This window comes from Mesorhizobium shangrilense, assembly GCF_028826155.1.
In the GTDB taxonomy this organism is placed as follows: domain Bacteria; phylum Pseudomonadota; class Alphaproteobacteria; order Rhizobiales; family Rhizobiaceae; genus Arvimicrobium; species Arvimicrobium flavum.
On record NZ_JAQGPN010000001.1, the window covers coordinates 1,388,359 to 1,414,028 of the forward strand.

A 25,670-nucleotide genomic window follows, 5' to 3' on the forward strand; every position below is an offset into this window, starting at 1 on the left:
CCGCAAGCCGAACTGCGCCATGATAGACCCTTCAGCGCAACAACGACTAGTGCCGCGGCGCTATTCCCGTTCGACGTCCGGGAACGCATACTTGTCCTTGAGGATCGCCTCGCTCGGCACGTAGGCCCTGATGATCAGCGCGAATTGCCCTTCCGGGGCCGGTAGCCAGTTCGCCCGGGCGTCGGCCTCGGTGGGTTCGGCATGCGACATGACCAGCATCAGCGTCCCATCCGGGCCGAATTTCAGCTCGTCCGCATCGAGGCTGACCGTGCCGATGTTCGTCCGCCCGTTGGGCGAATTCGGCAGCATGAAGTATTCCTTGTCGTAGATGGTGAGCGACCAGAACCCACCCTTCGAACGGTCGACCGGCGGCAGGGCATCCTTGGCGAAGGTCATGGTGTAGGCGTGCTTGCCGTCGAGCAGCCCGCCCTTGGCGTCCGTCCCCCGGATCAGGTAGACGGCCTCGTGATAGTCGTTGACGAGAATGTAGGCGACCGCGGCCTGCGCCCGGCCGAACCAGTCGGCCCCCCACAGGCCGCCATTCAGCTGGCGCTGCCATCCATTGCCCACGTCGACGCCGATCTGCTCGTACCGGGCCGACGCGTGCAGGTCCGCGTCGGCCTTGGCCACGGCCTTGTCGAGCAGGGTCTTCCATGCGGGATCTGATTTGCCGAGGGCGACCAGAACCTTCGCCTGCTTGGCCATCGCCTCGTCGTCCGGCCCGACCATCGGGTTTGCCGCCAGCACATGCTCGAGGTCCTGCCAGAAGCGGGACGGGACCACCCATTGGGTGCGCGCGACGTCGGGGTCGGCCGCGATCAGCTCGGCGGTGACGCCGCCGACGAAGATGTGGTTCCTGCTGTAGGCCTCGCAGTCGAACTGCTTGCGGCCGCTCTCGTTCTTGCTGAGCGGATAGACGCCCATCTGGTTCTGCACGGCGATGGCGCGGGCCGTCGCCTCGGGCGTGCGGGCGGCGAAACTGCGCGGGAAGACGCCGCCGACATTCGTGCTGAGCCGGATGACGTCGATGAAGCCGTCCGGCTTTTCGCCCAGCCAGTCGGGTCCGACCAGCAGGAACTTCCCGCCGGGCGTGCCCCAGGCCGAGCCCAGCGTGCGCACGACGTTGGTGAAGACGTCGGTGACCTGCATCACCCAGTAGTGTCCCTCCGGCACGTCCGTCGGCGTCTGGATCACCACCGGCTCGCGGCCGAGATCGAGGAAGGCTTCGCCGTAGAAGGTGTCGTTGTTGGGCGTAACGACGATGCGCTGCGACGGCGGCAGATATCCGGCGATGCAGCCGCTCTCGTTGACCGGCGAACCGGGCCCCACCCCGAACATCAGGCCAGGTCCGTCCTTCATGAGCTCCCACATGCTGGTTCGCGAGGTGACGTCGATGGCCGGATAGGCCCAGTAGTAGACGAGGCGCGCGAGCGCCTCGACATACTGCTCGTTGGCGAGCTGCGCCGGCATGCCGGCCGACCTTGCCAGGTCGGCATGGGCCGCGTTGAAGGCGCGGGAGAGATAGTCCGCGTCCTCGGCCGAGGCAGGCATCGCGAAGGCACTCACGAAGGCGAGAGCGGCAAGAGCGCGTTTCATGATCTTCTCCCTTCGGATCACCCGGCACGCTCGACGTCGGGCAGGGTCCAGGTCTTTTCGAAGAGGGCCTTGGTCGGGGCGTAGAGGCGGAACATCAGCTCGAACCGACGGTCCGGGTCGGTCGGGACCCAGTTGCCCTCCTTGCCTTCGGGCGCCTTCGGCCCGAACCAGATGTCGACTGAGCCGTCGCCGTTCTTCTGCAGGTCGGCGGCGTTGGAGGCGCGACTGGCGCGGTCGACGCCCTTGATCAGGGCGTGCGTCTCGCGGTCGTAGGCGGTGACGGACCAGTACTGCTCCACCGGCACGTCGGGGGGCACGCGCAGATGATAGGTGCTGGCGCCGTCGTAGCCGGCGCCGTTCCTGTCCTTGATGTTGATCAGGTAGAACTGGCCGACGCCGAGGCGCTTGATGGAGATGTAGGCGTAGCTGTAGGCGATGCCGCGCGCATCGACGGCATATGTCTCCGGGTCGGCGTAGGTGGTCGACTGGCCTTCCACCGCATCGGGCAAGGAAGGCATGGTCCAGTGCGTCCCCTCGAAGAAGACGGGAAAGCCGGCGTCGTAGCGGGCCTCGAGCCACGCCCGCGCGTCGGCGATGCCGGCCTCGAGGGATTGCTTCGTCGCGTCGTCGGGCTCGAAGGGCTTGCCCCTCTCGATGCCGATCGACCGCAGCTGGTCGATCATCGCCCGGTCGCGGGCAAGCCACGGCTCGGCTTGCACGACGCGGTCGAGAAGCGTGAAGAAGCTGAGGTCGTACCTGATCGTGGAGTCGAACTCGCTGTCCTTGACGTCCTTGAAAACGGTTTCCGGCGGGCTGTCGATCTTCGCCAGCGGATAGAATTTCACCCGCTTGCCGTAGGCGAGCGACGCCTGGACGTCGGCATCGCCGTGGCTCTTGAGGTTCGAGCGGACCAGGAAATAGCCGGTGAAGGTGTCGGGCTGGAGCTGCTCGAACCCGTCGGGCACCTTGCCGTCGAAGCCGGGCGGCGTGATGACGAACTTGACGCCGGCGCCCTTGTCGACACCGTGCAGCCCGGCATCCTCGAGCGAGGTCTGCCAGAGCGTCACGAAATTGCCGTTGAGCGAGCCATCGTCCCCGGCCGGCGGGATCTCCACCACCATCGCCCCGTCGGCCTTGGTGTCGTAGAAACCCATGAAGTAGAGCGTGTCGGGGTTGGGGGTCAGCGTCTGGTTGCGCCAGTCGAGCGGCTTGCCCCAGTAGATGATCTCGCCGGGCTTGCCGCCAGCCTTCAGCATCTGGTCGTACATCAGGAGCATGTTGACCGCCGGCATGCCCCAGATCACCGCCTCGGCGGCCCGGCTGTGGACGAACCGCTGGCTGAGCTCGTCGGCGCTGCGGGCGTCCTGGGCGAGAGCTGTCCCCGCCGACATCAGGGCTACCGCAAACGCAAGCGCCATCCGGATCATCTCGCCCTCCAAGGTGCGGGCCAAGTTGCGCCTATTGTCGCGACAGGGAGAGGCGATGGAAGTACGTTACGGTAAACAGGGCATCTGGCGGTCACCCTTTGCCGATCCAAAGGGCGCATGGTTCCAGCGAGCCGGCGACGGCCCCCCGCCATGGCTCAGGGCGTCCGGACCGGTCGAAAGATCCACATGACCATTCAATTCGCCTGCGGCGAACCGGACCCCCGCCCCTTCACCCATCCTTAACCATAACGGTCCATGAACGAACTGATGAAAGACTGCATGGAATCCGGGTGCCTTCGTTTCACCAAATTTCGCCCCGACAAGGCCGGCAAACATGCGTTTCGGGGACGGATCGGGTGCCGCTGAGGAACCTGGTTACGACGGGATAGACGCGCGAGGGCTAGCCGCAAGCCATGCCCGTTGATCTTTAAGGACCGCAAGAATGGAAAGTACCGCACTCGCCGAACCGGGCGTGCAACTGTCAATCTGGCACCTGTTCATGCAGGCAGGCTGGGTGGTGAAACTGGTGATGATCGGCTTGCTCGTGGCGTCGATCTGGACCTGGGCCATCATCATCGACAAGCTCATCGCTTTTCAGCGCATGCGCGCTTCGCTCAGCAGGTTTGAACAGATCTTCTGGTCTGGTCAGTCGCTGGAGGAACTCTACCGGACGCTCGCCGACCGTGCGACGACCGGCATGGGTTCGATCTTCGTCGCCGCCATGCGCGAGTGGAAGAAGAGTTTCGAGAAGGGCGCAAAATCGCCGCTCGGCCTCCAGACCCGCATCGACAAGGCGATGGACTTGGCGCTGACGCGCGAGATGGAACGTCTCGAGGGCCGTCTGGGCTTCCTGGCCACCATCGGCTCGGCCGGTCCGTTCATCGGCCTGTTCGGCACGGTGGTGGGCATCATGACGTCGTTCCAGGCGATCGCCGGATCGAAGTCGACCAGCCTCGCCGTCGTCGCGCCAGGCATCGCCGAAGCGCTGCTGGCTACCGCAATCGGCCTGCTCGCCGCCATTCCCGCGGTCGTGGCCTACAACAAGCTGTCATCGGACGCCGGCAAGCTGGCGGTGCGCATGGAAGGGTTCGCGGACGAGTTCTCCGCCATACTGTCGCGCCAAATCGATGAAAAGGTCGCCCAGAAGGGCTGAGGTCAAGAGATGGGGATGTCGGTTAGTTCAGGCGGCCGCGGCGGGCGCGGCCACAGGCGGCGCGGGCGGCATCACGGCCTGATGTCGGAAATCAACGTGACGCCGTTCGTCGACGTCATGCTGGTGCTGCTCATCATCTTCATGGTGGCGGCGCCGCTGTTGACGGTCGGCGTGCCGATCGAGCTCCCGGAGACGCGGGCCAAGGAAATGAACGCGGAAACGCAGCCCATCACGGTGTCGATCAATCGCGACGGTCAGATCCATCTGCAGGAGACCGAGATCCCGATCGACGAGGTGGTGCCGAAGCTGCAGGCGATTTCGAAGACCGGCTATGAAGAGCGCATTTTCGTACGCGGCGACAAGGACGCCGACTACGGTACCGTCATGCAGGTGATGGCGCGCGTCTCGGCGGCGGGATTCAAGAATCTCGGCCTCGTCACCCTCCAGGAACAGAACACCCAGTAGTCCCGCCCGATGAAAGCTGGCCTGACGACATCGGTGATATTGCACGTGGCGGTGCTGGGCTTCGGCCTGGTGTCGCTGTCGGCGCCGCGCCCGTTCGAACTGCAGCAGGAATCGCTGCCGGTCGACATCATCCCGGTCGAGGAATTCAGCCAGGCGACGCAGGGTGACGAGAAGGCGCCGATGGCCGAACGCTCGGCTCCGCTGCCGACGCGACGTCCCGACATCGTGGCCGACGCACAGAAGGTCGGCGAGAATTCGGTCGATACCGAAGCGCCGGTGACGCCGGATGCCAAGCCGCGGCCGGTCGAAACGGCGGCCGCGCCTGCGCCGCAGCCCAAGCCGGTCGAGAAGCCGAAGGACGAAGAGACGCCGAAGCCCGCCGAGGAGCCGACGCCGGTGCCAGCCACCGAGGCGGCGCCGACGCCAGCGCCCAAGCAGGAGGTCAAGCCCGATCCGGTGAAAGAAACGCCGAAGCCCGAACCGGTCAAGCAGCCTGAGCCCGCGCCCGCGCCTGAACCGGAGCAGACGGCAGCCATCGAGCCGACCCCGGAGGATTCCATCGCCGAGGCGATCGAGGCCGAGCAGCCGCCGAAGGAAGAGGCCGCGCAGCTTCCCGACTCCGCGCCGACGCCGGAATCGCGGCCGCGCCCGGCCGAAGCGCAGACCGCCAAGGCGCCTGACCGCAAGGCGGCAGAGAAGCCGGTGAAGGAAGCTGCGTCGAAGCCGAAGTCGGACGAGCAGGAATTCAGCGAGGACAAGGTCGCCGCGCTGCTCAACAAGCAGAAAGCCTCGGGCGGCGGCGCCAAGCGTTCGACCGAGACGGCCGCACTCGGCGGCAAGAAGAAGACGGGCGAAAAGCTGTCCAACAGCGAGATGGGCGCCTTGTCCGACCAGTTGAGCAATTGCTGGGCGATTCCGGCCGGCGCAGAAGGCGGCGACGGCCTGCGTGTGTCCGTGAAGTTCCGCGTCGATTCGTCCGGCAAGCTCGACGGCCGGCCAGAGATCGCGTCGTCAAGCGGCAATCGTCCGTTCGACGAAAGCGCGGTGCGCGCGGTGCAGAAATGCGACCGCGACGGCCTGATCCTGCCCGCGGGCAAAGAAGAAATCTGGGCTGAGGTGGTCGTGAATTTCGATCCCACCGAGATGGGGATGTGACGCCGCCCGGCCACAGCACACAAGGAATAGCGATGAAGAACCTTCTCAAGGCCATTCTGCTCGTTGGCACGGTTGTCGTTGGCGGTACGCTTGGCATGATGCCCTCCGCCCACGCGCTGGTGGAGATCGACGTCAACCGCGGCAACATCGAACCGCTTCCGATCGCGATCACGGACTTTTTGTCCTCCGGCGGCATCGGCACCGAGATCTCGGACATTGTTTCGGCAGACCTGAAGCGGTCGGGCCTGTTCGCGCCGATCGACAAGGGAGCCTTCATCGAGAAGATCTCCAACACCGACCAGGCGCCGCGCTTCGAGGACTGGAAGGTGATCAACGCCCAGGCGCTGGTGACCGGTCGCGTCAGCCAGGAGGCGGATGGCCGGCTGCGCGCTGAGTTTCGCCTGTGGGACACGTTCGGCGGCCAGCAGATGATCGGCGAGCAGTTTTTCGCGAACCCGCAGAATTCGCGCCGTATTGCGCACCTGATCGCCGATGCGATCTACGAACGGCTGACCGGCGAGAAGGGGTATTTCGACACCCGCGTCGTCTACATCGACGAATCCGGACCCAGGAACGATCGGAAGAAGCGGTTGGCGATCATGGACCAGGACGGCGCCAACACGCGCTACCTGTCCGATGGCCGCGCCATCGTGCTGACGCCGCGCTTCTCGCCGACCCGGCAGGAAATCACCTACATGTCCTACGAGAGCGGTGAGCCGCAGGTCTACCTGCTGCAGATCGAGACTGGACAGCGCGAACTGGTCGGCAAGTTTCCTGGCATGACCTTTGCGCCGCGCTTCTCGCCCGATGGCCAGAAGGTGATCATGAGCCTGATGCGGGACGACGGTAACTCCAACATCTTCGCCATGGACCTGCGTAGCCGCAACACGAGTCGGCTGACAAATTCCAACGCGATCGACACCTCCCCCTCTTATTCGCCCGACGGCAGCCAGGTGGTGTTCACATCGGACCGCGGCGGACAGCCTCAAATCTACGTGATGGGCGCCGACGGCTCGGGCCAGACCCGCATCTCCTTCGGCGGTGGTTCCTACTCGACGCCGGTGTGGTCGCCGCGCGGCGATCTGATCGCCTTCACCAAGCAGTCGGGCGGCCAGTTCTCCATCGGCGTCATGAAGACGGACGGGTCGGGCGAACGCATCCTGTCGACCGGCTTTTCCCAGGAAGGACCGACCTGGGCCCCGAACGGCCGCGTGCTGATGTTCTTCAACCAGGAGGCCGGTACGGGCGGACCGCGGCTGAAGACAATCGACCTGACGGGCCGCAACGAACAGTCGATCCCGAGCAAGAATTTTGCGTCGGATCCCGCCTGGTCGCCGTTGCTCGAATAGCGGCAAAGCGACTCGGTCCGGCAGAAATTGGCGCAAACGCCGTGTTTGCGCCGCATTTCGGCCTAGGCATCCATACTTCGAATCGACCGTGGACGGCGGTCAGAAACCAAACCTTAACCATGTTCCTTGAAAGCCAGTTAACCGAAACGTGGTTACTGGTTGCTCAACGAAACCTTTAAAATGCGAAGGAGAGGCGGGATGCGCCGCATCGCGAAACTGGCAACTAACCCTGTGGCAATCGCGCTGATGGCCGGCCTGGCCCTGGCGGGCTGCGCCTCGAAGAAGACCCCGAACAGCGCTGCCGACCTTGGCCTCAATGGCGCCGGCGCGGCGACGCCCGGCTCGGCGCAGGACTTCACGGTCAATGTCGGCGACCGCATCTTCTTCGACCTCGACTCCTCCGCGATCCGGGCAGATGCCCAGGCGACGCTGGCCAAGCAGGCCCGCTGGCTGAACCAGTATCGCAACTACGCCATCACCATCGAAGGCCACGCCGACGAGCGCGGCACGCGCGAATACAACATCGCGCTCGGCGCCCGCCGCGCCGCCGCCACCCGCGACTTCCTGGTCGGCCAGGGCGTGGCGAGCAACCGTCTGCGCACGATCTCCTACGGCAAGGAGCGCCCGGTGGCCGTCTGCGACGACATCTCGTGCTGGTCGCAGAACCGCCGCGCCGTCACCGTGCTCGGCGGCGCCGGCAGCTAAGCCGGCCTTCAATGACGCAGGTTTTGCAACGGCGGCCCTCGGGCCGCCGTTTTGCTTTGCGGAGGATGCCGCCCCTGGCGGATTGTGTTGCTCCCGCGCACTGTGGTAACAATGCAACATGAACGACGAGCCCGAGAGCCTGATCCTGCGCATGCTGCGCGAGATGCGCGCCGAGATGGGCGACATCCGTACCGAGATGGCGACGAAGACGGATCTCTCCGGGTTGCGGGCAGATCTCGCATCCGAGATACGTTCGCTGCGGGCAGATGTAGCGTCGGACATCGCCAGGTTGCAGGTCGAGGACAAGAAGACCCGCAAGGAACTGGGCGAGCAAATCGTGGGCCTCCGTCGCGCAGTGATGGAATACCACACCTCGGTGGTCGGGCACGGCATAATCCTCAGCGACCTCGAGGCGCGGGTGCGGCGGGTCGAGCAGCACCTGAACCTGCCTTCGGTGGACCCGAACTGAAGCTGCAGCCTTCGGACCGCTGAAACCGTCACGTCTCCGGAACGATGTGTTGCAGATGCGGCGCACCGCCACGCGTTTTGCATGTCCAGCGACGGTGAAACAAAATTTGGCCGAAGTCTCGGGCCCTGCTATCTGGGAAATGCGTCGCTCCGCTCGCGGTCCGGCGTCGTACATGGGATTCACGCAATTGGCGGTGAGACACGAATGCACTTTCGATCAATCCTGAGCGGCACGCTTGCGCTGCTGCTCGTTTCCGGCGCAGCGGTCGCTGCGCAGCACGACGGCGGCCTGCTTGAGCGGATGCCTGGCGCCGGTCTGCCCGGCGTCTTCGAGACTCGGACAGACGAAATCCGGGTCGCGCAAGTCAGCGATCCGCGCGTTATGCAGCTCGAGGAACAGATCCGCTCGCTCAACGGCAAGCTGGAGGAATTGAACTTCCAGATCCTGCAGATGCAGGAGCAGATGCGCAAGATGCAGGAAGACAACGAGTTCCGACTGCAGGAACTGGAGAAGAAGGCCGGCAACGCAGGCGGTTCCAAGAACCGCAATGTGGCGGAGTCGCCTTCGGCGAAGCCGGCCGACAGGGCAGGCGCAACAGCCGGCGGCGCGCCGGCGACGACAACCAACGACACCTCGCTGGCGGAACTTCCGCCAGCCGATGCCGGCGGAAGTTCGGCTTCCGGCGGTGCCAGCGGAACCGTGAAGACCGGCGAAGCCCCGCGCAACTTCGGCACCATCACGGTGGACAAGGACGGCAACGTCACCTCCAGCACCACCGATCCGGTCGATCTGCTGCCGCAGGCCAACGGCAACAATCCGTCCGCGGGCGTCGATGTCGCCGCGCTGCCCAAGACGGACGATCCGGAGGAGCTTTACCGCAACTCCTACCAGTTCGTGCTGTCGGGTGACTATGCGAATGCCGAAGCGGGTTTCCGCGATCACATCGCGCACTTCCCGTCAGATGCCAAGGCTGCTGATTCCAACTACTGGCTCGGCGAGTCCCTGCTTGGGCAGCAAAAGTACAGCCAGGCGGCTGAGGTCTTCCTGGCCGCAGGCAAGAACTACCCGAAGGCCAAGAAGGCCCCGGACATGCTGCTCAAGCTCGGCGTGTCGCTGGCAGGCATGAACCAGAAGGACGTCGCCTGCGCCACCTTCGCCGAGGTCGGCAAGCGCTTTCCCAACGCTCCCGATGCACTGAAGCAGCGCGTCAAGCAGGAACAGGCGCTCGCCGCGTGCTGAGCCACCGGTCGGACTTCGATCCGGACCAGATTTTTTCCCCCTTCGACCTGACGCGCCGCCCGGCGCTGATCGCCGCCGTATCAGGCGGCAGCGACTCGCTCGCCATGCTGCTGCTCCTGCAACGATGGCTGGAGCGTCGCGAAGCTACCCCGCGGCTTATCGCCGTCACCATCGATCACCAACTGCGTCCGGAATCCCGCCTCGAAGCCGAGACGGTCGGCCGGATCTGCGCGGCGCGCGGCATTGCCCACAGGACGCTGAACTGGACCGGCGACAAGCCGTCCCGGGGCGTCTCTGCAGCGGCACGGCTGGCGCGCTACGGTCTGCTGTCGGACGCAGCGCGTAGCGAGAACTCGGATATCGTCGTCACCGGGCATACGGCCGACGACCAGGCGGAAACGGTCGCCATGCGCCAGGCGCGAGGCGACGGCCGCGGACTGGCGGGGATGGCTCCCGCGACGCTGTTCGACGGCCAGACCTGGCTCGTGCGGCCGCTGCTGGCTACGCGGCGCGATGCGCTGCGGCGATTTCTGACCCAGAATGAGGTGGCCTGGATCGACGATCCGACCAACCTCGACACGACCTATGAACGGGCGCGGATGCGGCGCGACCTGCTATGCGACCCCGCCGGGCACCGGGTGGGCGCCCTGCTCGAGGCCGCGACGCGCGCCGGAGTCGCGCGAGAGGCGCTCGGCGGCCGTGCCGCGGCATTGATCGAGGCCCATGCCGATCGCCCGATGCAAGGCCTGGTACGCCTTGCATCCGATTTTGCCGGGGGAGGGGATGAAGAGGGGGCGCTGCTTGCCCTTCGTGCTCTGATGGCGGTCGTCGGCGGCGTCGAGCATCTGCCCGACGCCGGGAGGGTGGCGGACATGCTGCGCCGGCTGCGCGAGGGTGCGTTCCGGGCAACGCTTTCCCGGACGGTGATCGACGCTCGAAAGACGGGCGTGTTCCTCTACCGGGAGCGTAGAGGGGCGCCGGCGGGACCTGCGCTGCCCGGGACGATCTGGGACGGGCGTTATGCCGTCCTCGAGGAAGACAGTGCGCCGAACGCGCGGGTACATGGAGCGCCGGCCGATCAGGAGGTCGCCGGGCCATCGCCAACGCTCCCCCCCAGCATCGTCAAGGCCGCGCGCGCCACCATGCCGCAGAGCGAGGGGCCGAATGTGCGGGCGCTCCCGGTGCTCGCACCCTGGCGAAGGTTCCTGCCCTCGTTTGATGTGGAACTCGCGCAGACATTGGCCCGGCTAATCGATGCGGCGAATTTTCCGAACCCGCCATTTGCGGGCCACAATGGGGAAGAAGCTTAACCGCTACCGTGGTCTAGTTCTTGGCAAGGGGGCGACCCCCACCTATGTTAGACCCATCCAAACTCATGCAGCAGGGGCGCACATCCGGCGCCCGCGGGACACCTGATGAATCCGAACTATCGCAACCTGGCGCTGTGGGCGATCATAGCCGTTCTCTTGATCGCTCTGTTCAATCTGTTCCAGACGCCGCAGCAGCGGGGCGCCTCGCGCGAGATCGCCTATTCGGAGTTCCTCACCGAGCTTGACGCCGGACGCATCAAGTCCGTGACGATCGCAGGCGACCGCATCTCGGGCACCTACGCCGACAACGCCAGCGGCTTCCAGACCTATTCGCCGGGCGACAACACGCTGGTTTCGCGCCTCGAGGAGAAGAACGTCACCATCAACGCCCGGCCGGAGACCGACGGCTCCAACACGCTGTTCGGCTACCTGATCTCGTGGCTGCCGATGATCCTGATCCTCGGCGTCTGGATATTCTTCATGCGCCAGATGCAGTCCGGGTCGGGCCGCGCGATGGGCTTCGGCAAGTCCAAGGCCAAGCTGCTCACGGAAGCGCATGGCCGTGTCACCTTCCAGGACGTCGCCGGCGTCGATGAGGCCAAGGAAGACCTGGAGGAGATCGTCGAGTTCCTGCGCGATCCTCAAAAATTCCAGCGGCTGGGCGGCAAGATTCCGCGCGGTGTCCTTCTCGTAGGCCCTCCCGGCACCGGTAAGACGCTGATCGCGCGCGCCGTCGCAGGCGAAGCCAACGTGCCGTTCTTCACGATTTCCGGTTCCGACTTCGTCGAGATGTTCGTCGGCGTGGGCGCGAGCCGCGTCCGCGACATGTTCGAGCAGGCCAAGAAGAACGCGCCCTGCATCATCTTCATCGACGAGATCGACGCGGTCGGCCGCCATCGCGGCGCCGGCCTCGGCGGCGGCAACGACGAGCGCGAGCAGACGCTGAACCAGTTGCTGGTCGAGATGGACGGTTTCGAGCCGAACGAATCCATCATCCTGATCGCCGCGACCAACCGTCCGGACGTTCTCGACCCGGCTCTGCTGCGTCCCGGCCGCTTCGACCGTCAGGTCGTGGTGCCCAATCCGGACATCATCGGCCGCGAGAAGATACTCAAGGTGCACGTCCGCAACGTGCCGCTGGCGCCGAACGTCGACCTCAAGGTCATCGCGCGTGGGACGCCGGGCTTCTCGGGCGCCGACCTGATGAACCTCGTCAACGAGGCCGCGCTGATGGCGGCGCGCCGCAACAAGCGGCTGGTCACCATGGCAGAGTTCGAGGACGCCAAGGACAAGATCATGATGGGCGCGGAGCGCCGCTCCTCTGCCATGACCCAGGCGGAGAAGGAACTGACCGCCTATCACGAGGCCGGTCATGCCATCCTGGCGCTGAACGTGCCGTCGGCCGATCCGCTCCACAAGGCGACCATCATCCCGCGCGGCCGTGCGCTGGGCATGGTCATGCAGCTCCCCGAGGGCGACCGCTACTCGATGAGCTACAAGTACATGATCTCGCGCCTGGCGATCATGATGGGCGGCCGCGTCGCCGAGGAGATCAAGTTCGGCAAGGAGAACATCACCTCCGGCGCCTCCTCCGACATCGAGCAGGCCACCAAGCTGGCGCGCGCCATGGTCACGCGCTGGGGCTTCTCCGACAAGCTCGGCCAGGTGGCCTATGGCGAGAACCAGGAAGAGGTGTTCCTCGGCCACTCGGTGGCTCGCACTCAGAATGTCTCGGAAGAAACCGCGCAGATCATCGACGCCGAGGTGCGCCGCCTGATCGACGAGGCCTACAACACCGCCAAGTCCGTTCTGACCAAGAAGAAGAAGGAATGGATCGCGCTCGCCGAAGGGCTGCTCGAATACGAGACGCTCTCGGGCGAGGAGATCAAGCAGCTGATCGCCGGCAACAAGCCGGCGCGCGACATGGGCGACGACACGCCGCCGAGCCGCGGCTCGGCCGTGCCGAAGGCCGGCGCCTCCGGCGGCCGCCGCAAGAAGGGCGGCGAAGAGCCGGAAGGCGGCATGGAGCCCCAGCCGCAAGGCTGAGGACCAGGCCGGTCCAGGCGAGCGGGCTCGCCACAGGTAAATGTTTGTGCGCCGCGCGGGAGACCGCGCGGCGTTTTCCTTTCGCGCGGCGCTGTCGGGGCTGTTTCGCGAGCTGGTCCACTCGATCGAGACGAGCGATGCCGGTCCGGCAGCTGGCCGGGAAGAGAGGAAGAGGCCTGCCCGCGGTGAGATAGCGGCCCGGCGTTCTGCGGGCTTCATTGACATGCCGAACACGTGGTGTTCATCCTCGCCGCAGGGGGAGGAACTAAAATGCACTTCAAGCGGGATGGGAAGGGTTTCGTCCGGCAGGCAGCGGACCGGCTGGCGCGCATCGGCGCGATCGGCCTGTCCGTTATGACGATCTATGGCGCGCTGTCGGGCGCAGCCCAGGCCGCCGAGCGCCTCGTCGAAGCCGGCGAAGGGGCGGCCGAGCGTCTGGTCGAGACGTTGATCATGGCCGAGCCGGGAGACATTGTGCGCATCGGGGAGGGTCGCATCGAGCTCACCGAGGGGCTGTCGCTGGACGTCGACGACGTGACCGTGAAGGGGGTGGGGAACGACAAGACGATCCTGTCCTTCAAGGGCCAGAGCGGATCGGGGGAGGGGCTGCTGGTGACCTCCGACCGGGTCGTGCTGGAGGATTTCGCGGTCGAGGACACCAGGGGCGACGGCGTCAAGGCGAAGGGGTCGGACCAGATCACCTTCCGCAATCTCCGCGTCGAGTGGACAAACGGTCCCGACGCGAACAACGGCGCTTACGGCGTCTATCCGGTGTCGTCGAGGAACGTGCTGGTCGAAGGCGTAATCGTGAAGGGCGCGGCAGACGCCGGCATCTATGTCGGCCAGAGCGAGGACATCGTCGTGCGCAACAGCCGCGCCGAGTTCAACGTCGCCGGCATCGAGATCGAGAATTCCATGCGCGCCGACGTCTATGGCAATGTCGCGACGCGCAACACAGGCGGCATCCTGGTGTTCGACCTGCCGAACCTTCCGGTGCAGGGCGGCCGCGACGTACGTGTGTTCGACAATGACGTCCACGACAACGACACGCCGAATTTCGCGCCGAGGGGCAATACGGTGGCGATGGTGCCGAAGGGCATGGGCATCATGGTGATGGCCAACCGCAACGTGCACGTGTTCGGCAACCGGCTCGCCGGCAACGGTACGACGCATGTGCTCATCGCGGCCTACCCGAACGAGTATGACGACGACAGTTACATGTTCGTGCCGCGCGGGGTCTACGTGCACGACAACGTCTACGGCGAGGGCGGCGGCGCACCCGACGGCGAGGTCGGCAGCATCATCAGCGAAATCTCCGGGACACCGGTTCCGGACATCGTGTGGGATGGTGCGACGAAGCTGACCGAGTATGCATCCTGGGTCGCGGCGGAGGACCGCATCTATGTCGCGGAGCCGGAAGGCACGACTTTCGCCAACCTGAAGATCATCTCGAACATGCTCCTGCCCTGGGGCTGGTGGCCCGACAAGGATATCTCGGCCTATGCGGGCAGTCTGCCGGAGCCCGCGCCGGTCAAGCTTCCGCAGGACGGCGGGGCGTAGGCGCACGATGCGCTGGTTGGCGGAAGGCTTCGCGGCCGGCGCAGCGGCCGCCCTCTTGTGCATCGCCGCGGCCATGAGCGCGGATGCGGCACCGGCTGACGATCTCATTCTCGCCAAATCGCCGCCAAAGTCGCTGTCGGAGTTCGGCTTCTTCGGCGACCTGCGGGGCCAGGCGCCCGCCGCCGGCGTCGTCCCCTTCGATCTCAACACGCCGCTCTTTTCCGACGGCGCGATGAAAACTCGATTTGTCTATGTGCCAGCCGGCAAGCAGGCCATCTACGACGAGGTCGAGGCGTTCGCGTTTCCGGTCGGGTCGGCGTTGATCAAGACCTTTGCCTTCCCTGCGGACTACCGGCAGCCCGACCAGAACCTGCGGCTGGTGGAGACGAGGGTGCTGCTGCGTCAGCAAACGGGGTGGCAGGCCTGGGCCTATCTCTGGAACGACGCGCAGACGGACGCGGTGCTGAAGATCGCCGGGGCGAAGGTGGACATTGCGACAACGACCGCCGACGGAACGCCGCTTCAGTTCAGCTATTCGGTGCCGAACAAGAACCAGTGCAAGGGGTGCCACGCCTTGGGCGGGGAGATCGTGCCGCTGGGGCCGAAGGCGCGCAACCTGAACCGGAACCATTCATATGCCGGCGTGGAAGAGAACCAGCTCGGGCACTGGGCGGCCGCGGGCGTTCTCGTGGGCGCGCCGGAGCCTGCCGCCGCGCCGGCCGTGCCGGACTGGCGCGATGCGGCCGCATCGCTCGATCTGCGGGCGCGGGCCTGGCTCGACGTCAATTGCGCGCATTGCCATCGCCGCGAGGGCCCGGCCAGCAATTCGGGTCTTTTCCTGACATGGGGCGAACAGGACCCTGTGGCCTACGGCATCCGCAAACGGCCGGTGGCGGCAGGCAAGGGCTCGGGCGGCCGCGACTTCGACATCGCGCCGGGCGAGCCGGAGAGGTCGATCCTACTCTATCGCGTGGAGAGCACGGAAGCCGGCGTCATGATGCCGGAGCTCGGCCGCCATCTCGCCGATCCCGATGCCGTGGCGCTGCTGAGCGCGTGGATTTCATCCCTCAAGTAGGGATTAACCCTGTTGCAAATGCACGCTTTTCTAAGGTTTCGTAATAAATAATCACACAAAGTGATGCCTGACGGCGCGGCCGATATGGCATATGCGCTGACTGAGATTCGGTGGGACGCCCATAGATGTCAAAGCGCTATTTCGGAACCGACGGCATTCGCGGACAAGCGAACAAGTTTCCGATGACCGCGGAAGTTGCGATGAAGGTCGGCATGGCCGCGGGGATGTCGTTCCATCGCGGCAAGCATCGCCATCGCGTCGTGCTGGGCAAGGACACGCGCCTTTCGGGCTACATGATCGAGAACGCGATGGTCGCGGGCTTCTGTGCGGCGGGCATGGACGTGTTCCTGCTCGGCCCGGTGCCGACGCCAGCCGTCGCTATGCTCGCGCGCTCGCTGCGCGCCGACATCGGCGTGATGATCTCGGCCTCGCACAACCCCTACCACGACAACGGCATCAAGCTCTTCGGCCCCGACGGCTACAAGCTCTCCGACGAGATCGAGGGGCGCATCGAGGCGATGCTAGACGAGGAGATCGAGATCAAGCTCGCCGACACGGATTCGCTCGGCCGCGCCAAGCGCGTCGACGGCGTGCATGACCGCTACATCGAGTTCGCCAAGCGCACCCTGCCGCGCTCCATGTCGCTGTCGGGTCTTCGCATCGTGATCGATTGTGCCAACGGCGCCGGCTACAAGGTGGCGCCGGCGGCGCTGTGGGAACTCGGCGCGGACGTCGTGACGATCAACGACGAGCCGAACGGCTTCAACATCAACCAGGAATGCGGATCGACCCATCCGGAAAGCCTGCAGAAGAAGGTCCACGAGGTGCGCGCCGACGTCGGCATCGCGCTCGACGGCGACGCCGACCGCATGCTGATCGTCGATGAGAACGGCAGCGTGGTCGACGGCGACCAGATCATGGCGATGATCGCCGAATCCTGGAACCAGAGCGGTCGCCTCGCCGGGGGCGGCATCGTCGCGACGGTGATGTCCAACCTCGGCCTCGAGCGCTTCCTCGGCGACATCGGCCTGTCGCTCCAGCGCACCAAGGTCGGCGACCGCTACGTGGTCGAGCACATGCGCGCGCACGGCTTCAACGTCGGTGGCGAGCAGTCCGGCCACATCGTGCTGTCCGATTTCTCGACCACCGGCGACGGCCTGGTGTCGGCCCTGCAGGTGCTGGCCTGCGTGAAGCGCGCAGGCAAGCCGGTGAGCGAGGTCGCCAAGAAGTTCGAGCCGGTGCCGCAGGTGCTCAAGAACGTACGGTTCTCGGGTGACAAGCCGCTCGAGAATGCCTTGGTGAAGTCGGCGATCGAGGATGCGCGCTCGCGCCTCGGCTCCAGCGGCCGCCTCGTCATCCGCCCTTCCGGCACCGAGCCGGTGATCCGCGTCATGGCCGAGGCGGACGACCCTACGCTGGTCGAGACCGTGGTGGATGACATCGTCGGCGTGATCGCGGAACTCAAGTCGGCTGCCTGACCAGCGTTCCTCCGGGAACTCCAAGCCCTGATCGCGACGCCGGCGGCAGCGCCGCGCGGTTGCGCGGCGCGTCCACAGCAGTGTCGCGCAAGAATCAGGTGCGCGGGACCGCCTGCCTTTTGCCGCTGATGTGGAACAGCGCCATCAGTGTGAGCGCCGACATGGTTGCGACATTGGCGATCAGCGGCCACACGGTATCGCCGCCAAGGGCGACGACGAACGCCGTCCCCACCACACCGACAATGATGCTCTGGATGCAGAAGTGCAGGCCGACCGCCGAGCCCGCGATGTCGCCGAACTCGGCCAGCGCTCCGTTCGCGGTGACGGACGTCGTCACGACGATGCCGACGGCAACCAGCCACATGGGGGCGACGAACGTCCAGAGCGAAGGCCCGCCCGCCAGCGCGCCAGCAAGCAGCAGGCCAGCGCCGGCGAGCAGCAGCGCGGCGCCCCGCATGGCGCTGCCGGCCGTTCCCCAGCGATCGATCATGCGCCTCGCGAAGCGCGTGGTCGCTATCATGGCGACCGCTACCGTCGCAAAGCCAAGGCTGAAGGTGATTTCCGACCAGCCGGCCTTCTCGATCAAGACGCGCGGCGCGGTGGAAAAGAACACGAAGAACGAGCCCATGGCTGTACCGAACGTGAAGGTATAGGCCCAGAAGGACGCGCTGCGCAGAACCTTGCCGAATGCCATCCTGCGTGGCCCTGCGCTCACCGCCCGTGTCTCATGCCAGGCGGGAAGCACCAGCACGAGCATCGCCAGCGCAGGAATGCCGAGCGCGACGAAGACGCCGCGCCAGCCGAACCATTCGGCGATCAGCGCGCCGGCTATCGGTCCGAGCGCCGGTACGAAGGCCAGCATGGCGTTCATCAGGCTGTAGATGGTGGCGCCTTCCGGCTGTTCCGCGTAGACGTCCCGGATTGTGGCGAAGAGCGCCACAAGCATCGCCGAAGCGCCGATTGCCTGGAAGAGCCGAAGGCCGAGGAACAGGCCTGCGGAGGATGTCGCCGCGAGGCCGAGCGAGGCTGCCGCAAAGACAAGTGCGCCGCCGATCAGCACGGGCCGGCGGCCCAGCCGGTCCGAGATCGGCCCGAACAGAAGCTGCCCTACGCCGAGCAAGACCATGTAGAGGGTCAGGGTCATCTGGATCATCGCCGGCGTGGCGCCGAGAATTCCCGGCATCGCCGGCACGACCGGCAGGTAGATGTCCATGCCTAGAGAGGCGAGAAGGTTGAAGGGGGCCAGAAGCGCCAGCGCGCAGGGAAGCGTGTAGGTCCAAGGACGGACCGGAAAAGTGGGCATGACGAAGCATCCGCTCAAATGAATGACATTCGACGGCGGTCTACTCCGCTCTCCCGGGACGGAACCGGACAGACTGCCGCAACAACGTGGAAGGTTGCTGCGGCCTAGCGATCTGCTTTCTTGGAACCCATGGCGCGTGTCCGATTTCATTGCCGGCCGGGCCGGCGAGACGGTTCCGATACCAGCCGCCCCAGCAACGCACAACCCTCGGGCACAGCAACCGGCAGTCGATGTCCGAACGTCGGCGTTTGCGGCGGTAAACAAGTGTGGTTAAGCGTTAGGGTTAAGTGCGATTTAACTTTTCCCCTCAATACTCGCCCGCGAGTACAACTATCCCGGGGGGGCTCCTGCCGGGTCGGCAGAGGGTGACGTTCATGCAGAAATTTGCGAAGCGGCTCGCATATGCCGCATTGATGGCGGGCATCGCCGCGCCGGCATACGCTGCCGACGCTTTCGAACCCGCTCCGTACGAGCCGGCCCCCGTGGTCGTCGAGCAGCCGGCCTACAACGGCTGGTACATCCGCGGCGACATCGGATACGCATGGTCCGACCTGCGCGGCGTCGACTACATCACCTACGGTGGCGGCATTCCGGGGGAGAAGTCGTTCGACTCTTACGACCTGAAGGGCGCGATGACGCTCGGCGCGGGCGTGGGCTACCAGGTCACCAACTACTTCCGCACCGACCTTACCGCAGACTACTTCTTCGATTCCGACTTCGACGGGCAGACGTCGGATCCGTTCTCGGTGTCGGTGGACACGTCGTCCTACTCGGCGTTCCTGCTGCTCGCCAACGCTTATGTGGATCTCGGCACCTATGCCGGCTTCACGCCCTATGTGGGCGCCGGCATCGGCGGCGCCTACGTGAAGTGGGACGACCTGCGCAACACGATCGATCCCGGCATCGACAACCTGCACAAGGGCGCGGCGGGCTGGCGCTTTGCCTGGTCGCTGATGGCCGGCGCTTCCTACTGCCTGACGGATCGTCTCGCGCTGGACGGCGGCTATCGCTACACCAATGTCGAGGGTGGCCGCATGTTCGAGGAATACTCGTCGTCGGGCGTCTCGCTCGGCGCGGGTCCGGGTTTCGACGACGGCTTCAACATCCACGAAGTGCGCGCCGGCCTGCGCTACAGCTTCGGCGGCAACAGCAACTGCTACGTGCCGCAGACGGTCGCCTACGAACCGCCGCCGGAGCCGGTGGTCTACAAATAGACCTGCCTCACACCGAGATTGCGGACCGCCCGGCCTGTGCCGGGCGGTTTTCGTTTGGGCGACGCTCCCTTTCGCACTTCCCTAGACAACCCTTGGTTATCCTTAACCCGGGCTTAACTACTATGGTTAACAATGCTCAGGACAAGCGATCCCGCAACAGGATCGCCGCTTCCGGGGAGCTGGGCGAAATGAATTTCGGAAAGCGCATTGCTGTTTCGCTGCTGGGCGCAGCATTGATGCCCTTTGGCGTCGCGATGGCGGCCGACTACGAGCCGCCGATCATCATCGACGAGGCTCCCGAAGTGGTGCCGGTCGAGGTGGGCTCGGGATGGTATCTGCGCGGCGACATCGGCTATGTCTTCTCGCAAAAGACGGACAGCTATACGTACCGGACCTTTGATGCAGGCACCGGCACCTATGGCTCGGCGCGTTTCGACGAGGTCGACCTGAAGGAGCCGTTCACCTTCGGCGCGGGTTTCGGCTACCATTTCAACGACCTCCTGCGGGCCGACTTCACCGTCGACGGCATGCGGACGCGCATGAACGGCCAGACCTTCAGCGCGCTGCCGTGCACGCCGATGCTGGCCGGGACCGGCTGCCGCTCGGAGGACCGGGCGGACGTTTCGGCCATCAGCTTCATGGCGAACGGCTATGTCGATCTCGGTACGGTTGCGGGCTTCACGCCCTATGTCGGCGCCGGCGCTGGCTACACCTATGTCAGCTGGAGCGAGCTCGACAGCAAGTTCTACTGCGTCGGCGGCAACTGCCCCGGAAGCTATCTCGGCCTGTCGGAAAACGGCGGGGCCAAGGAGTGGCGGTTCACGTGGCAGGCGATGGCCGGCGTCGCCTACGCAATCAACAAGAACCTGAAGGTCGACCTGGGCTACCGTTACCGCCAGATCGAGAAGGGCGACATGTTCGACTGGGATGCGGGCTCGGCGGCTGTCGGGGCCACCGGCATCCAGGGGCGCGACGGCGACCTGGAGCAGCATGAGGTGCGGATCGGCTTGCGTTACGACCTCTGGTAGGCTGGATAGACATTCTGTTATCGAAAGGGCGGGCTTCGGTCCGCCCTTTTCCGTTGTGGCCCTGCCGCCACGCGACGCTTTTGTCCCAGTGGCAGCCGCATAATTTTCTTGACGTGAGCGGGCTGCCCGCATATCGCCGTCCGTGGGACACCCCTCCCCAACGAGGGGCTTTCTATCTGGAAGGATAGCCACGATGACGAGTACTACGAAGCCCGGACTCCGTCCGGCAAACCCCAATTTCTCTTCTGGACCTTGCGCGAAGCGACCCGGCTGGTCGCTCGAGGGGCTCGCTGATGCCCCGCTCGGCCGTTCGCACCGCGCCAAGATCGGCAAGGACAAGCTCGCGCTTGCGATCGACCTGACCCGCGAGGTTCTTCAAGTTCCCGCTGACTACCGGATCGGCATCGTGCCGGCCTCGGACACCGGCGCGGTCGAGATGGCGCTTTGGTCGCTGCTCGGCGAGCACGGCGTCGACATGGTCGCCTGGGAAAGCTTTGGCGCCGGCTGGGTGACCGATGTGGTCAAGCAGCTGAAGCTGGCCGACGTGCGCACGTTCGAAGCGCCCTATGGCGAGCTGCCGGACCTCTCCAAGATCGACTTCGACCGCGATGTCGTGTTCACCTGGAATGGAACCACCTCCGGCGTGCGCGTCGCCGATGCCGATTTCATCCCGGCCGACCGCAAGGGCCTCACCATCTGCGACGCCACCTCCGCGGCGTTCGCCCAGCGGCTCGATTTCGCCAAGCTCGACGTGGTGACCTACTCCTGGCAGAAGGCGCTGGGCGGCGAGGGGGCGCATGGCGTGCTGATCCTCAGCCCGCGTGCCGTCGAGCGGCTGCTGACCTACAAGCCGGCCTGGCCGCTGCCCAAAATCTTCCGGCTGACCTCGGGCGGCAAGCTGATCGAGGGCATCTTCAAGGGCGAGACCATCAACACGCCTTCGATGCTTTGCGTCGAGGACTATATCGATGCGCTCAACTGGGCGAAATCCATCGGCGGCCTGGACACGCTGATCGCACGGGCTGACGCGAATGCGGCCGTTGTCGAGAAGCATGTCGCGCAGAGCGACTGGCTGGGCAACCTCGCCATCGATCCGGCGACCCGGTCGAATACCTCGGTGTGCCTGTCCATCGTCGATCCTGCGGTGACGTCGCTTGGCGCGGAAGCGTTGGCGGCCTTCGCCAAGGCCATGGTCTCGGCGCTGGACAAGGAAGGGGTTGCCTATGACATTGGCGCCTATCGCGATGCGCCTCCCGGCCTGCGCATCTGGTGCGGAGCGACCGTCGAGACGTCCGATCTCGAAGCGCTGATGCCCTGGCTCGACTGGGCCTTCGAGACCCAGAAAGCCGCGCTGAAGGCAGCGGCCTGATTTTATCGTGGGTGTTCCATGGAACACCCCCCATCCGACCTCGCTTCGCTCGGCCACCTTCTCCCGTAGGGGAGAGGGGACGGCGCCCTCCCTTCTCCCCTTGTGGCAGAAGGTGTCGCCGACGGCGACGGGTGAGGGGTCTGCAAACTTGATAGGATTGAAGAAATGCCTCGCGTTCTCGTTTCCGACAAACTCTCCCCCACCGCCGTTCAGATCTTCAAGGATCGCGGCGTCGACGTCGACTACCTGCCGGATCTGGGCAAGGACAAGGACAAGCTGCTCGAGGTGATCGGCCAGTACGACGGCCTGGCCATCCGCTCGGCCACCAAGGTCACCGAGAAGCTGATCAACGCAGCGACGAACCTCAAGGTGATCGGACGCGCCGGCATCGGCGTCGACAATGTCGACATCCCGGCAGCCAGCCGCAAGGGCATCATCGTGATGAACACGCCCTTCGGCAACTCGATCACGACGGCGGAGCACGCCGTCGCCATGATCTTCGCGCTCGCCCGCCAGATCCCCGAGGCGAACGCCTCGACCCATGCCGGCAAATGGGAGAAGAACCGCTTCATGGGCGTCGAGATCACCAGCAAGACGCTCGGCGTGATCGGCTGCGGCAACATCGGCTCGATCGTGGCCACCCGGGCCGTCGGCCTGAAGATGCACGTCGTCGCCTTCGACCCCTTCCTCTCGGAGGACAGAGCCGAGGAACTGGGCGTGCAGAAGGTGGAGCTGGACGAGCTCCTCGCCCGGGCCGATTTCATCACGCTTCACACGCCGCTGACCGACAAGACCCGCAACATCATCAACGCCGATTCCATCGCCAAGATGAAGGACGGCGTGCGCATCATCAACTGCGCGCGCGGCGGACTGATCGTCGAAGCCGACCTGCTGGCCGCCCTGAAGAGCGGAAAGGTGGCGGGAGCCGGCATCGACGTCTTCGAGACGGAGCCGGCGACGGAAAGCCCGTTCTTTGGCCTGGAGAATGTCGTGGCGACGCCGCATCTCGGCGCCTCCACCACGGAGGCGCAGGAGAATGTCGCGTTGCAGGTCGCCGAGCAGATGTCGGACTACCTGATCAAGGGCGCGGTCACCAACGCCATCAACATGCCCTCGATCACTGCCGAGGAAGCGCCGCGCCTGAAGCCGTTCGTCAAGCTGGCCGAGGTGCTGGGCGCGTTCGTCGGACAGGTGACGGAGGACCCGATCAAGGAGGTCGAGATCCTGTTCGACGGCTCGACCGCCCAAATGAACACGCGGGCGCTGATCAGCGCGGCGCTCGCCGGACTGATCCGTCCCCAGGTTTCCGACGTCAACATGGTGTCGGCGCCGATCATGGTGAAGGAGCGCGGTATCATCGTCGCCGAGATCAAGCGCGACAAGTCGGGCGTGTTCGACGGCTACATCAAGCTGACGGTCAAGACCGAGCACATGACGCGCTCGATCGCCGGCACGTGTTTCTCCGACCACAAGCCGCGCTTCATCCAGATCAAGGGCATCAACCTCGATGCCGAGGTCGGCGAGCACATGCTCTACACGACGAACCCCGACGCGCCGGGCATCATCGGCCTGCTTGGCTCGATCTGCGGCACCCACGGCGTCAACATCGCCAACTTCCAGCTTGGACGTGACCGGCCTGGCGGCGACGCGATCGCGCTGCTCTATCTCGACGCACCGTTCCCCGAGAACGTGCTGGCCGAACTCCAGGCGCATGCCAAGATCGACTCAGCAAAGCGGCTGCGCTTCGACGTGGCGACTGCTTGACGCGCCGATGGGGTCGTCGCAGCGAGCGGCGGCCCGGATGTTGGACGGTTTTTCCTTGAAGGAGGCGCGGTTGCGGGAACGGAGCCGCGCTTTCCTGTTAACGAACAACTGGTATTTACAGCGCACGGCCAGATGTAGGGCTCCATCGCTCCGCCAAAGTGCTAATGGCGAGGCGTAGTGCATTGCTTTGGAAGACGCTCGAATGGATGATCGAATTGCGTCGCCCTCGCTCCCGCAGGAGCCGGCGAAGCCCAATCCGCACGCGAATCGCGACAGCCTCGAATTCGGCTTCCGTTCCAAGCGCTTCGTCGCCGTGCAGCGCCTGATCCAGAAGGTGCTGGACGAACGCGGGTCGTGCGACATCGTCGACCTGGGCGGCACCGAACTCTACTGGCTGATCGGCGACGAGTTCCTGCAGCGCAATCGCGGCCGGATCAACATAACGCTCGTGAACCTGGAACTGGAGGCGGTGGACGATCAAGCCATGTTCGCCTCGATGGTTGGGAACGCCACCGATCTCAGCCTCATGGCCGGCAGGACCTTCGACCTCGTTCATTCGAACTCGACGATCGAGCATGTCGGCAACCTCGACGACATGGCGCGCTTCGCGTCCAATGTCAGGCGGCTTGCGCCGCGCTATTACGTGCAGACGCCCAACTTCTGGTTCCCCTACGAACCGCATTTCCGCTTTCCCGGCTTCCAATACCTGCCCGAGTTCGTGCGCGTGGCGTTGTTGCGCCGCTTCTCGCTGGGCTTCTTCCACAAGGTGCCCGATCGCGCGGAAGCGACGGATATCATCCAGCACCATCGGCTGATCGGCGCCGGCCAGATGCGCTCGCTTTTCCCCGACGCAACTGTGACGTTCGAGAAGGTGATGACGCTCAACAAGTCGATCATCGCCATCCGCGGATAGTGACTGGCCAGCCCGAACCGGCGTTGCCGCGGACCCGACGCGGCAAGGTCGAGCGTGGTTGGAGGAGGAGCGTCGAAAGACGCATCCCGGTTCAATGTTTCGTCGTGGACGCCTCGAAGATCTGGTCGATCGAGCGCGCCAGCGCCGCCTGGAACTCGGCATCGGACATGCTTGCCCGCAGATCCTCCACGAGCGCGCGGGAGAAACTGGCGATCATGCCGCGGTTCCGGGCGAGCAGGCGGGACGCCTCGTCGCGGGAATAGCCGCCGGAAAGCGCCACGACGCGGGCGACACGGTCGTGATCGACGAGCGGCCCATAGAAGTTCGCCTCGCTGGGAATCGTCAGCTTCAGCATCACCTTGCGGTCGCCTGGGACCTTTTCAAGCCGGCGCAGGATCTCGTCGCGCATGATGGCTTCGGCAGCCGCCTTGTCGGGGCTCTTGATCGATACCTCGGGCTCGATGATCGGAACGAGGCCATGGTCCCCGATCTGCCCGGCTACGTCGAACTGCTGGTCGACGACGGCCGCGATGCCCTTCCTGTCGGCCAGGTTGATGACCGAGCGCATCTTGGTGCCGACCACACCGAGTGAAGAGGCCCGCCTCAGCAGGCTGTCCAGATCCGGCATCGGCTTCATCAGGCTGACGCCGTCCGCTTCGGGCAGCAGCCCCTTGTCAACCTTGAGGATGGGAAGAACGCCGCGATCTTCCCGGAGATAGGTCGGGACCGGCTTGCCGTTGGCCAGGCCGTCCATGGTGCGCTCGAACAGGATCGCGGCGAGGATCTTGTCTCCGGTGAAGGAGGGCGCGCCCATGATGCGCAGGCGCATCTCGTGAACAAGGCGGAACATCTCGTCCTCGCCGCTGTAGGCGTCTTCCTTGACGCCGTACTGGCGCAGAGCGCCGGGCGTCGAGCCGCCGCTCTGGTCGAGTGCGGCGATGAACCCCGGCTTCGAGGACAATTGCGTGATCACGGCGGCGTCGACCATCTGTCTTCCTCCTTGTCAGCGTGTGACGGGAATAGTGTCACGGGGGTCCGCCCTCGCACAACTG

The 25,670-nt window shown here is 65.2% G+C and carries 21 protein-coding genes; 17 read left to right on the plus strand and 4 right to left on the minus strand.

From position 1 onward, the window contains the following. Nucleotides 1-60 precede the first annotated feature (60 nt). Complete coding sequence (locus PD284_RS06895) at nt 61-1,596, minus strand: DUF1254 domain-containing protein (protein WP_274627475.1); 1,536 nt, start codon at nt 1,594-1,596, stop codon at nt 61-63. Between the two features lie 17 nt (nt 1,597-1,613). Further along, nucleotides 1,614-3,023, minus strand: coding sequence for a DUF1254 domain-containing protein (locus PD284_RS06900; protein ID WP_274627476.1), 1,410 nt, complete (start codon nt 3,021-3,023; stop codon nt 1,614-1,616). Between the two features lie 442 nt (nt 3,024-3,465). Here PD284_RS06900 and tolQ point away from each other — a divergent pair, with 442 nt between their 5' ends. The 12 genes from tolQ to glmM all read left to right on the plus strand — a co-directional run bounded on the left by tolQ (nt 3,466) and on the right by glmM (nt 17,027). After that, on the plus strand, nt 3,466-4,176 hold the full coding sequence (gene tolQ, locus PD284_RS06905; protein WP_274627477.1) for a protein TolQ: 711 nt from the start codon (nt 3,466-3,468) through the stop codon (nt 4,174-4,176). A 9-nt stretch (nt 4,177-4,185) separates the two neighbouring features. After that, nucleotides 4,186-4,641, plus strand: a complete 456-nt coding sequence (tolR, locus tag PD284_RS06910; RefSeq protein WP_274627478.1) for a protein TolR — start codon at nt 4,186-4,188, stop codon at nt 4,639-4,641. Nucleotides 4,642-4,650: 9 nt separating this feature from the next. Further along, nucleotides 4,651-5,796 (plus strand): energy transducer TonB family protein, encoded by a 1,146-nt coding sequence (locus PD284_RS06915; RefSeq protein ID WP_274627479.1) that lies wholly within the window; start codon nt 4,651-4,653, stop codon nt 5,794-5,796. A gap of 95 nt (nt 5,797-5,891) precedes the next feature. Next, nucleotides 5,892-7,145: a Tol-Pal system beta propeller repeat protein TolB gene (gene tolB, locus PD284_RS06920; RefSeq protein WP_411956254.1), complete on the plus strand. Its 1,254-nt coding sequence runs from the start codon at nt 5,892-5,894 to the stop codon at nt 7,143-7,145. 198 nt (nt 7,146-7,343) lie between these two features. Continuing rightward, nucleotides 7,344-7,850, plus strand: coding sequence for a peptidoglycan-associated lipoprotein Pal (gene pal, locus PD284_RS06925; RefSeq protein ID WP_274627481.1), 507 nt, complete (start codon nt 7,344-7,346; stop codon nt 7,848-7,850). A 118-nt stretch (nt 7,851-7,968) separates the two neighbouring features. Continuing rightward, nucleotides 7,969-8,319 (plus strand): hypothetical protein, encoded by a 351-nt coding sequence (locus PD284_RS06930; RefSeq protein ID WP_274627482.1) that lies wholly within the window; start codon nt 7,969-7,971, stop codon nt 8,317-8,319. Nucleotides 8,320-8,523: 204 nt separating this feature from the next. Then, on the plus strand, nt 8,524-9,558 hold the full coding sequence (gene ybgF / locus PD284_RS06935) for a tol-pal system protein YbgF (protein ID WP_274627483.1): 1,035 nt from the start codon (nt 8,524-8,526) through the stop codon (nt 9,556-9,558). Further along, nucleotides 9,552-10,868: a tRNA lysidine(34) synthetase TilS gene (gene tilS, locus PD284_RS06940; RefSeq protein WP_274627484.1), complete on the plus strand. Its 1,317-nt coding sequence runs from the start codon at nt 9,552-9,554 to the stop codon at nt 10,866-10,868. Before ybgF ends, tilS begins: the two co-directional genes overlap by 7 nt. Before the next feature lie 105 nt (nt 10,869-10,973). Next, on the plus strand, nt 10,974-12,914 hold the full coding sequence (ftsH, locus tag PD284_RS06945; RefSeq protein ID WP_274627485.1) for an ATP-dependent zinc metalloprotease FtsH: 1,941 nt from the start codon (nt 10,974-10,976) through the stop codon (nt 12,912-12,914). Nucleotides 12,915-13,184: 270 nt separating this feature from the next. Next, the gene (locus PD284_RS06950) at nt 13,185-14,474 is read left to right on the plus strand and encodes a parallel beta-helix domain-containing protein (protein WP_274627486.1); all 1,290 of its coding nucleotides are present in this window, start codon (nt 13,185-13,187) and stop codon (nt 14,472-14,474) included. A gap of 7 nt (nt 14,475-14,481) precedes the next feature. Beyond that, nucleotides 14,482-15,549, plus strand: a complete 1,068-nt coding sequence (locus PD284_RS06955) for an SO2930 family diheme c-type cytochrome (protein WP_274627487.1) — start codon at nt 14,482-14,484, stop codon at nt 15,547-15,549. A gap of 125 nt (nt 15,550-15,674) precedes the next feature. Continuing rightward, nucleotides 15,675-17,027 (plus strand): phosphoglucosamine mutase, encoded by a 1,353-nt coding sequence (gene glmM / locus PD284_RS06960; protein ID WP_274627488.1) that lies wholly within the window; start codon nt 15,675-15,677, stop codon nt 17,025-17,027. Between the two features lie 94 nt (nt 17,028-17,121). Here glmM and cml read toward each other — a convergent pair whose 3' ends face one another. Continuing rightward, nucleotides 17,122-18,330: a CmlA/FloR family chloramphenicol efflux MFS transporter gene (gene cml / locus PD284_RS06965; RefSeq protein WP_274627489.1), complete on the minus strand. Its 1,209-nt coding sequence runs from the start codon at nt 18,328-18,330 to the stop codon at nt 17,122-17,124. 374 nt (nt 18,331-18,704) lie between these two features. On the opposite strand from cml, the gene PD284_RS06970 reads away from it, so the two are divergent. The 5 genes from PD284_RS06970 to PD284_RS06990 all read left to right on the plus strand — a co-directional run bounded on the left by PD284_RS06970 (nt 18,705) and on the right by PD284_RS06990 (nt 24,618). Beyond that, a complete protein-coding gene (locus tag PD284_RS06970) occupies nt 18,705-19,544 on the plus strand; it encodes an outer membrane protein (protein ID WP_274627490.1) in 840 nt (279 codons plus the stop codon). Between the two features lie 188 nt (nt 19,545-19,732). Further along, on the plus strand, nt 19,733-20,572 hold the full coding sequence (locus tag PD284_RS06975) for an outer membrane protein (protein ID WP_274627491.1): 840 nt from the start codon (nt 19,733-19,735) through the stop codon (nt 20,570-20,572). A gap of 193 nt (nt 20,573-20,765) precedes the next feature. Then, the gene (locus PD284_RS06980; RefSeq protein WP_274627492.1) at nt 20,766-21,941 is read left to right on the plus strand and encodes a phosphoserine transaminase; all 1,176 of its coding nucleotides are present in this window, start codon (nt 20,766-20,768) and stop codon (nt 21,939-21,941) included. A gap of 165 nt (nt 21,942-22,106) precedes the next feature. Beyond that, complete coding sequence (gene serA, locus PD284_RS06985) at nt 22,107-23,705, plus strand: phosphoglycerate dehydrogenase (RefSeq protein WP_274627493.1); 1,599 nt, start codon at nt 22,107-22,109, stop codon at nt 23,703-23,705. A 202-nt stretch (nt 23,706-23,907) separates the two neighbouring features. Beyond that, a complete protein-coding gene (locus PD284_RS06990; RefSeq protein ID WP_274627494.1) occupies nt 23,908-24,618 on the plus strand; it encodes a class I SAM-dependent methyltransferase in 711 nt (236 codons plus the stop codon). Nucleotides 24,619-24,709: 91 nt separating this feature from the next. Here PD284_RS06990 and PD284_RS06995 read toward each other — a convergent pair whose 3' ends face one another. After that, nucleotides 24,710-25,606 (minus strand): fructose bisphosphate aldolase, encoded by an 897-nt coding sequence (locus PD284_RS06995; RefSeq protein WP_274627495.1) that lies wholly within the window; start codon nt 25,604-25,606, stop codon nt 24,710-24,712. Between the last annotated feature and the right edge of the window lie 64 nt (nt 25,607-25,670).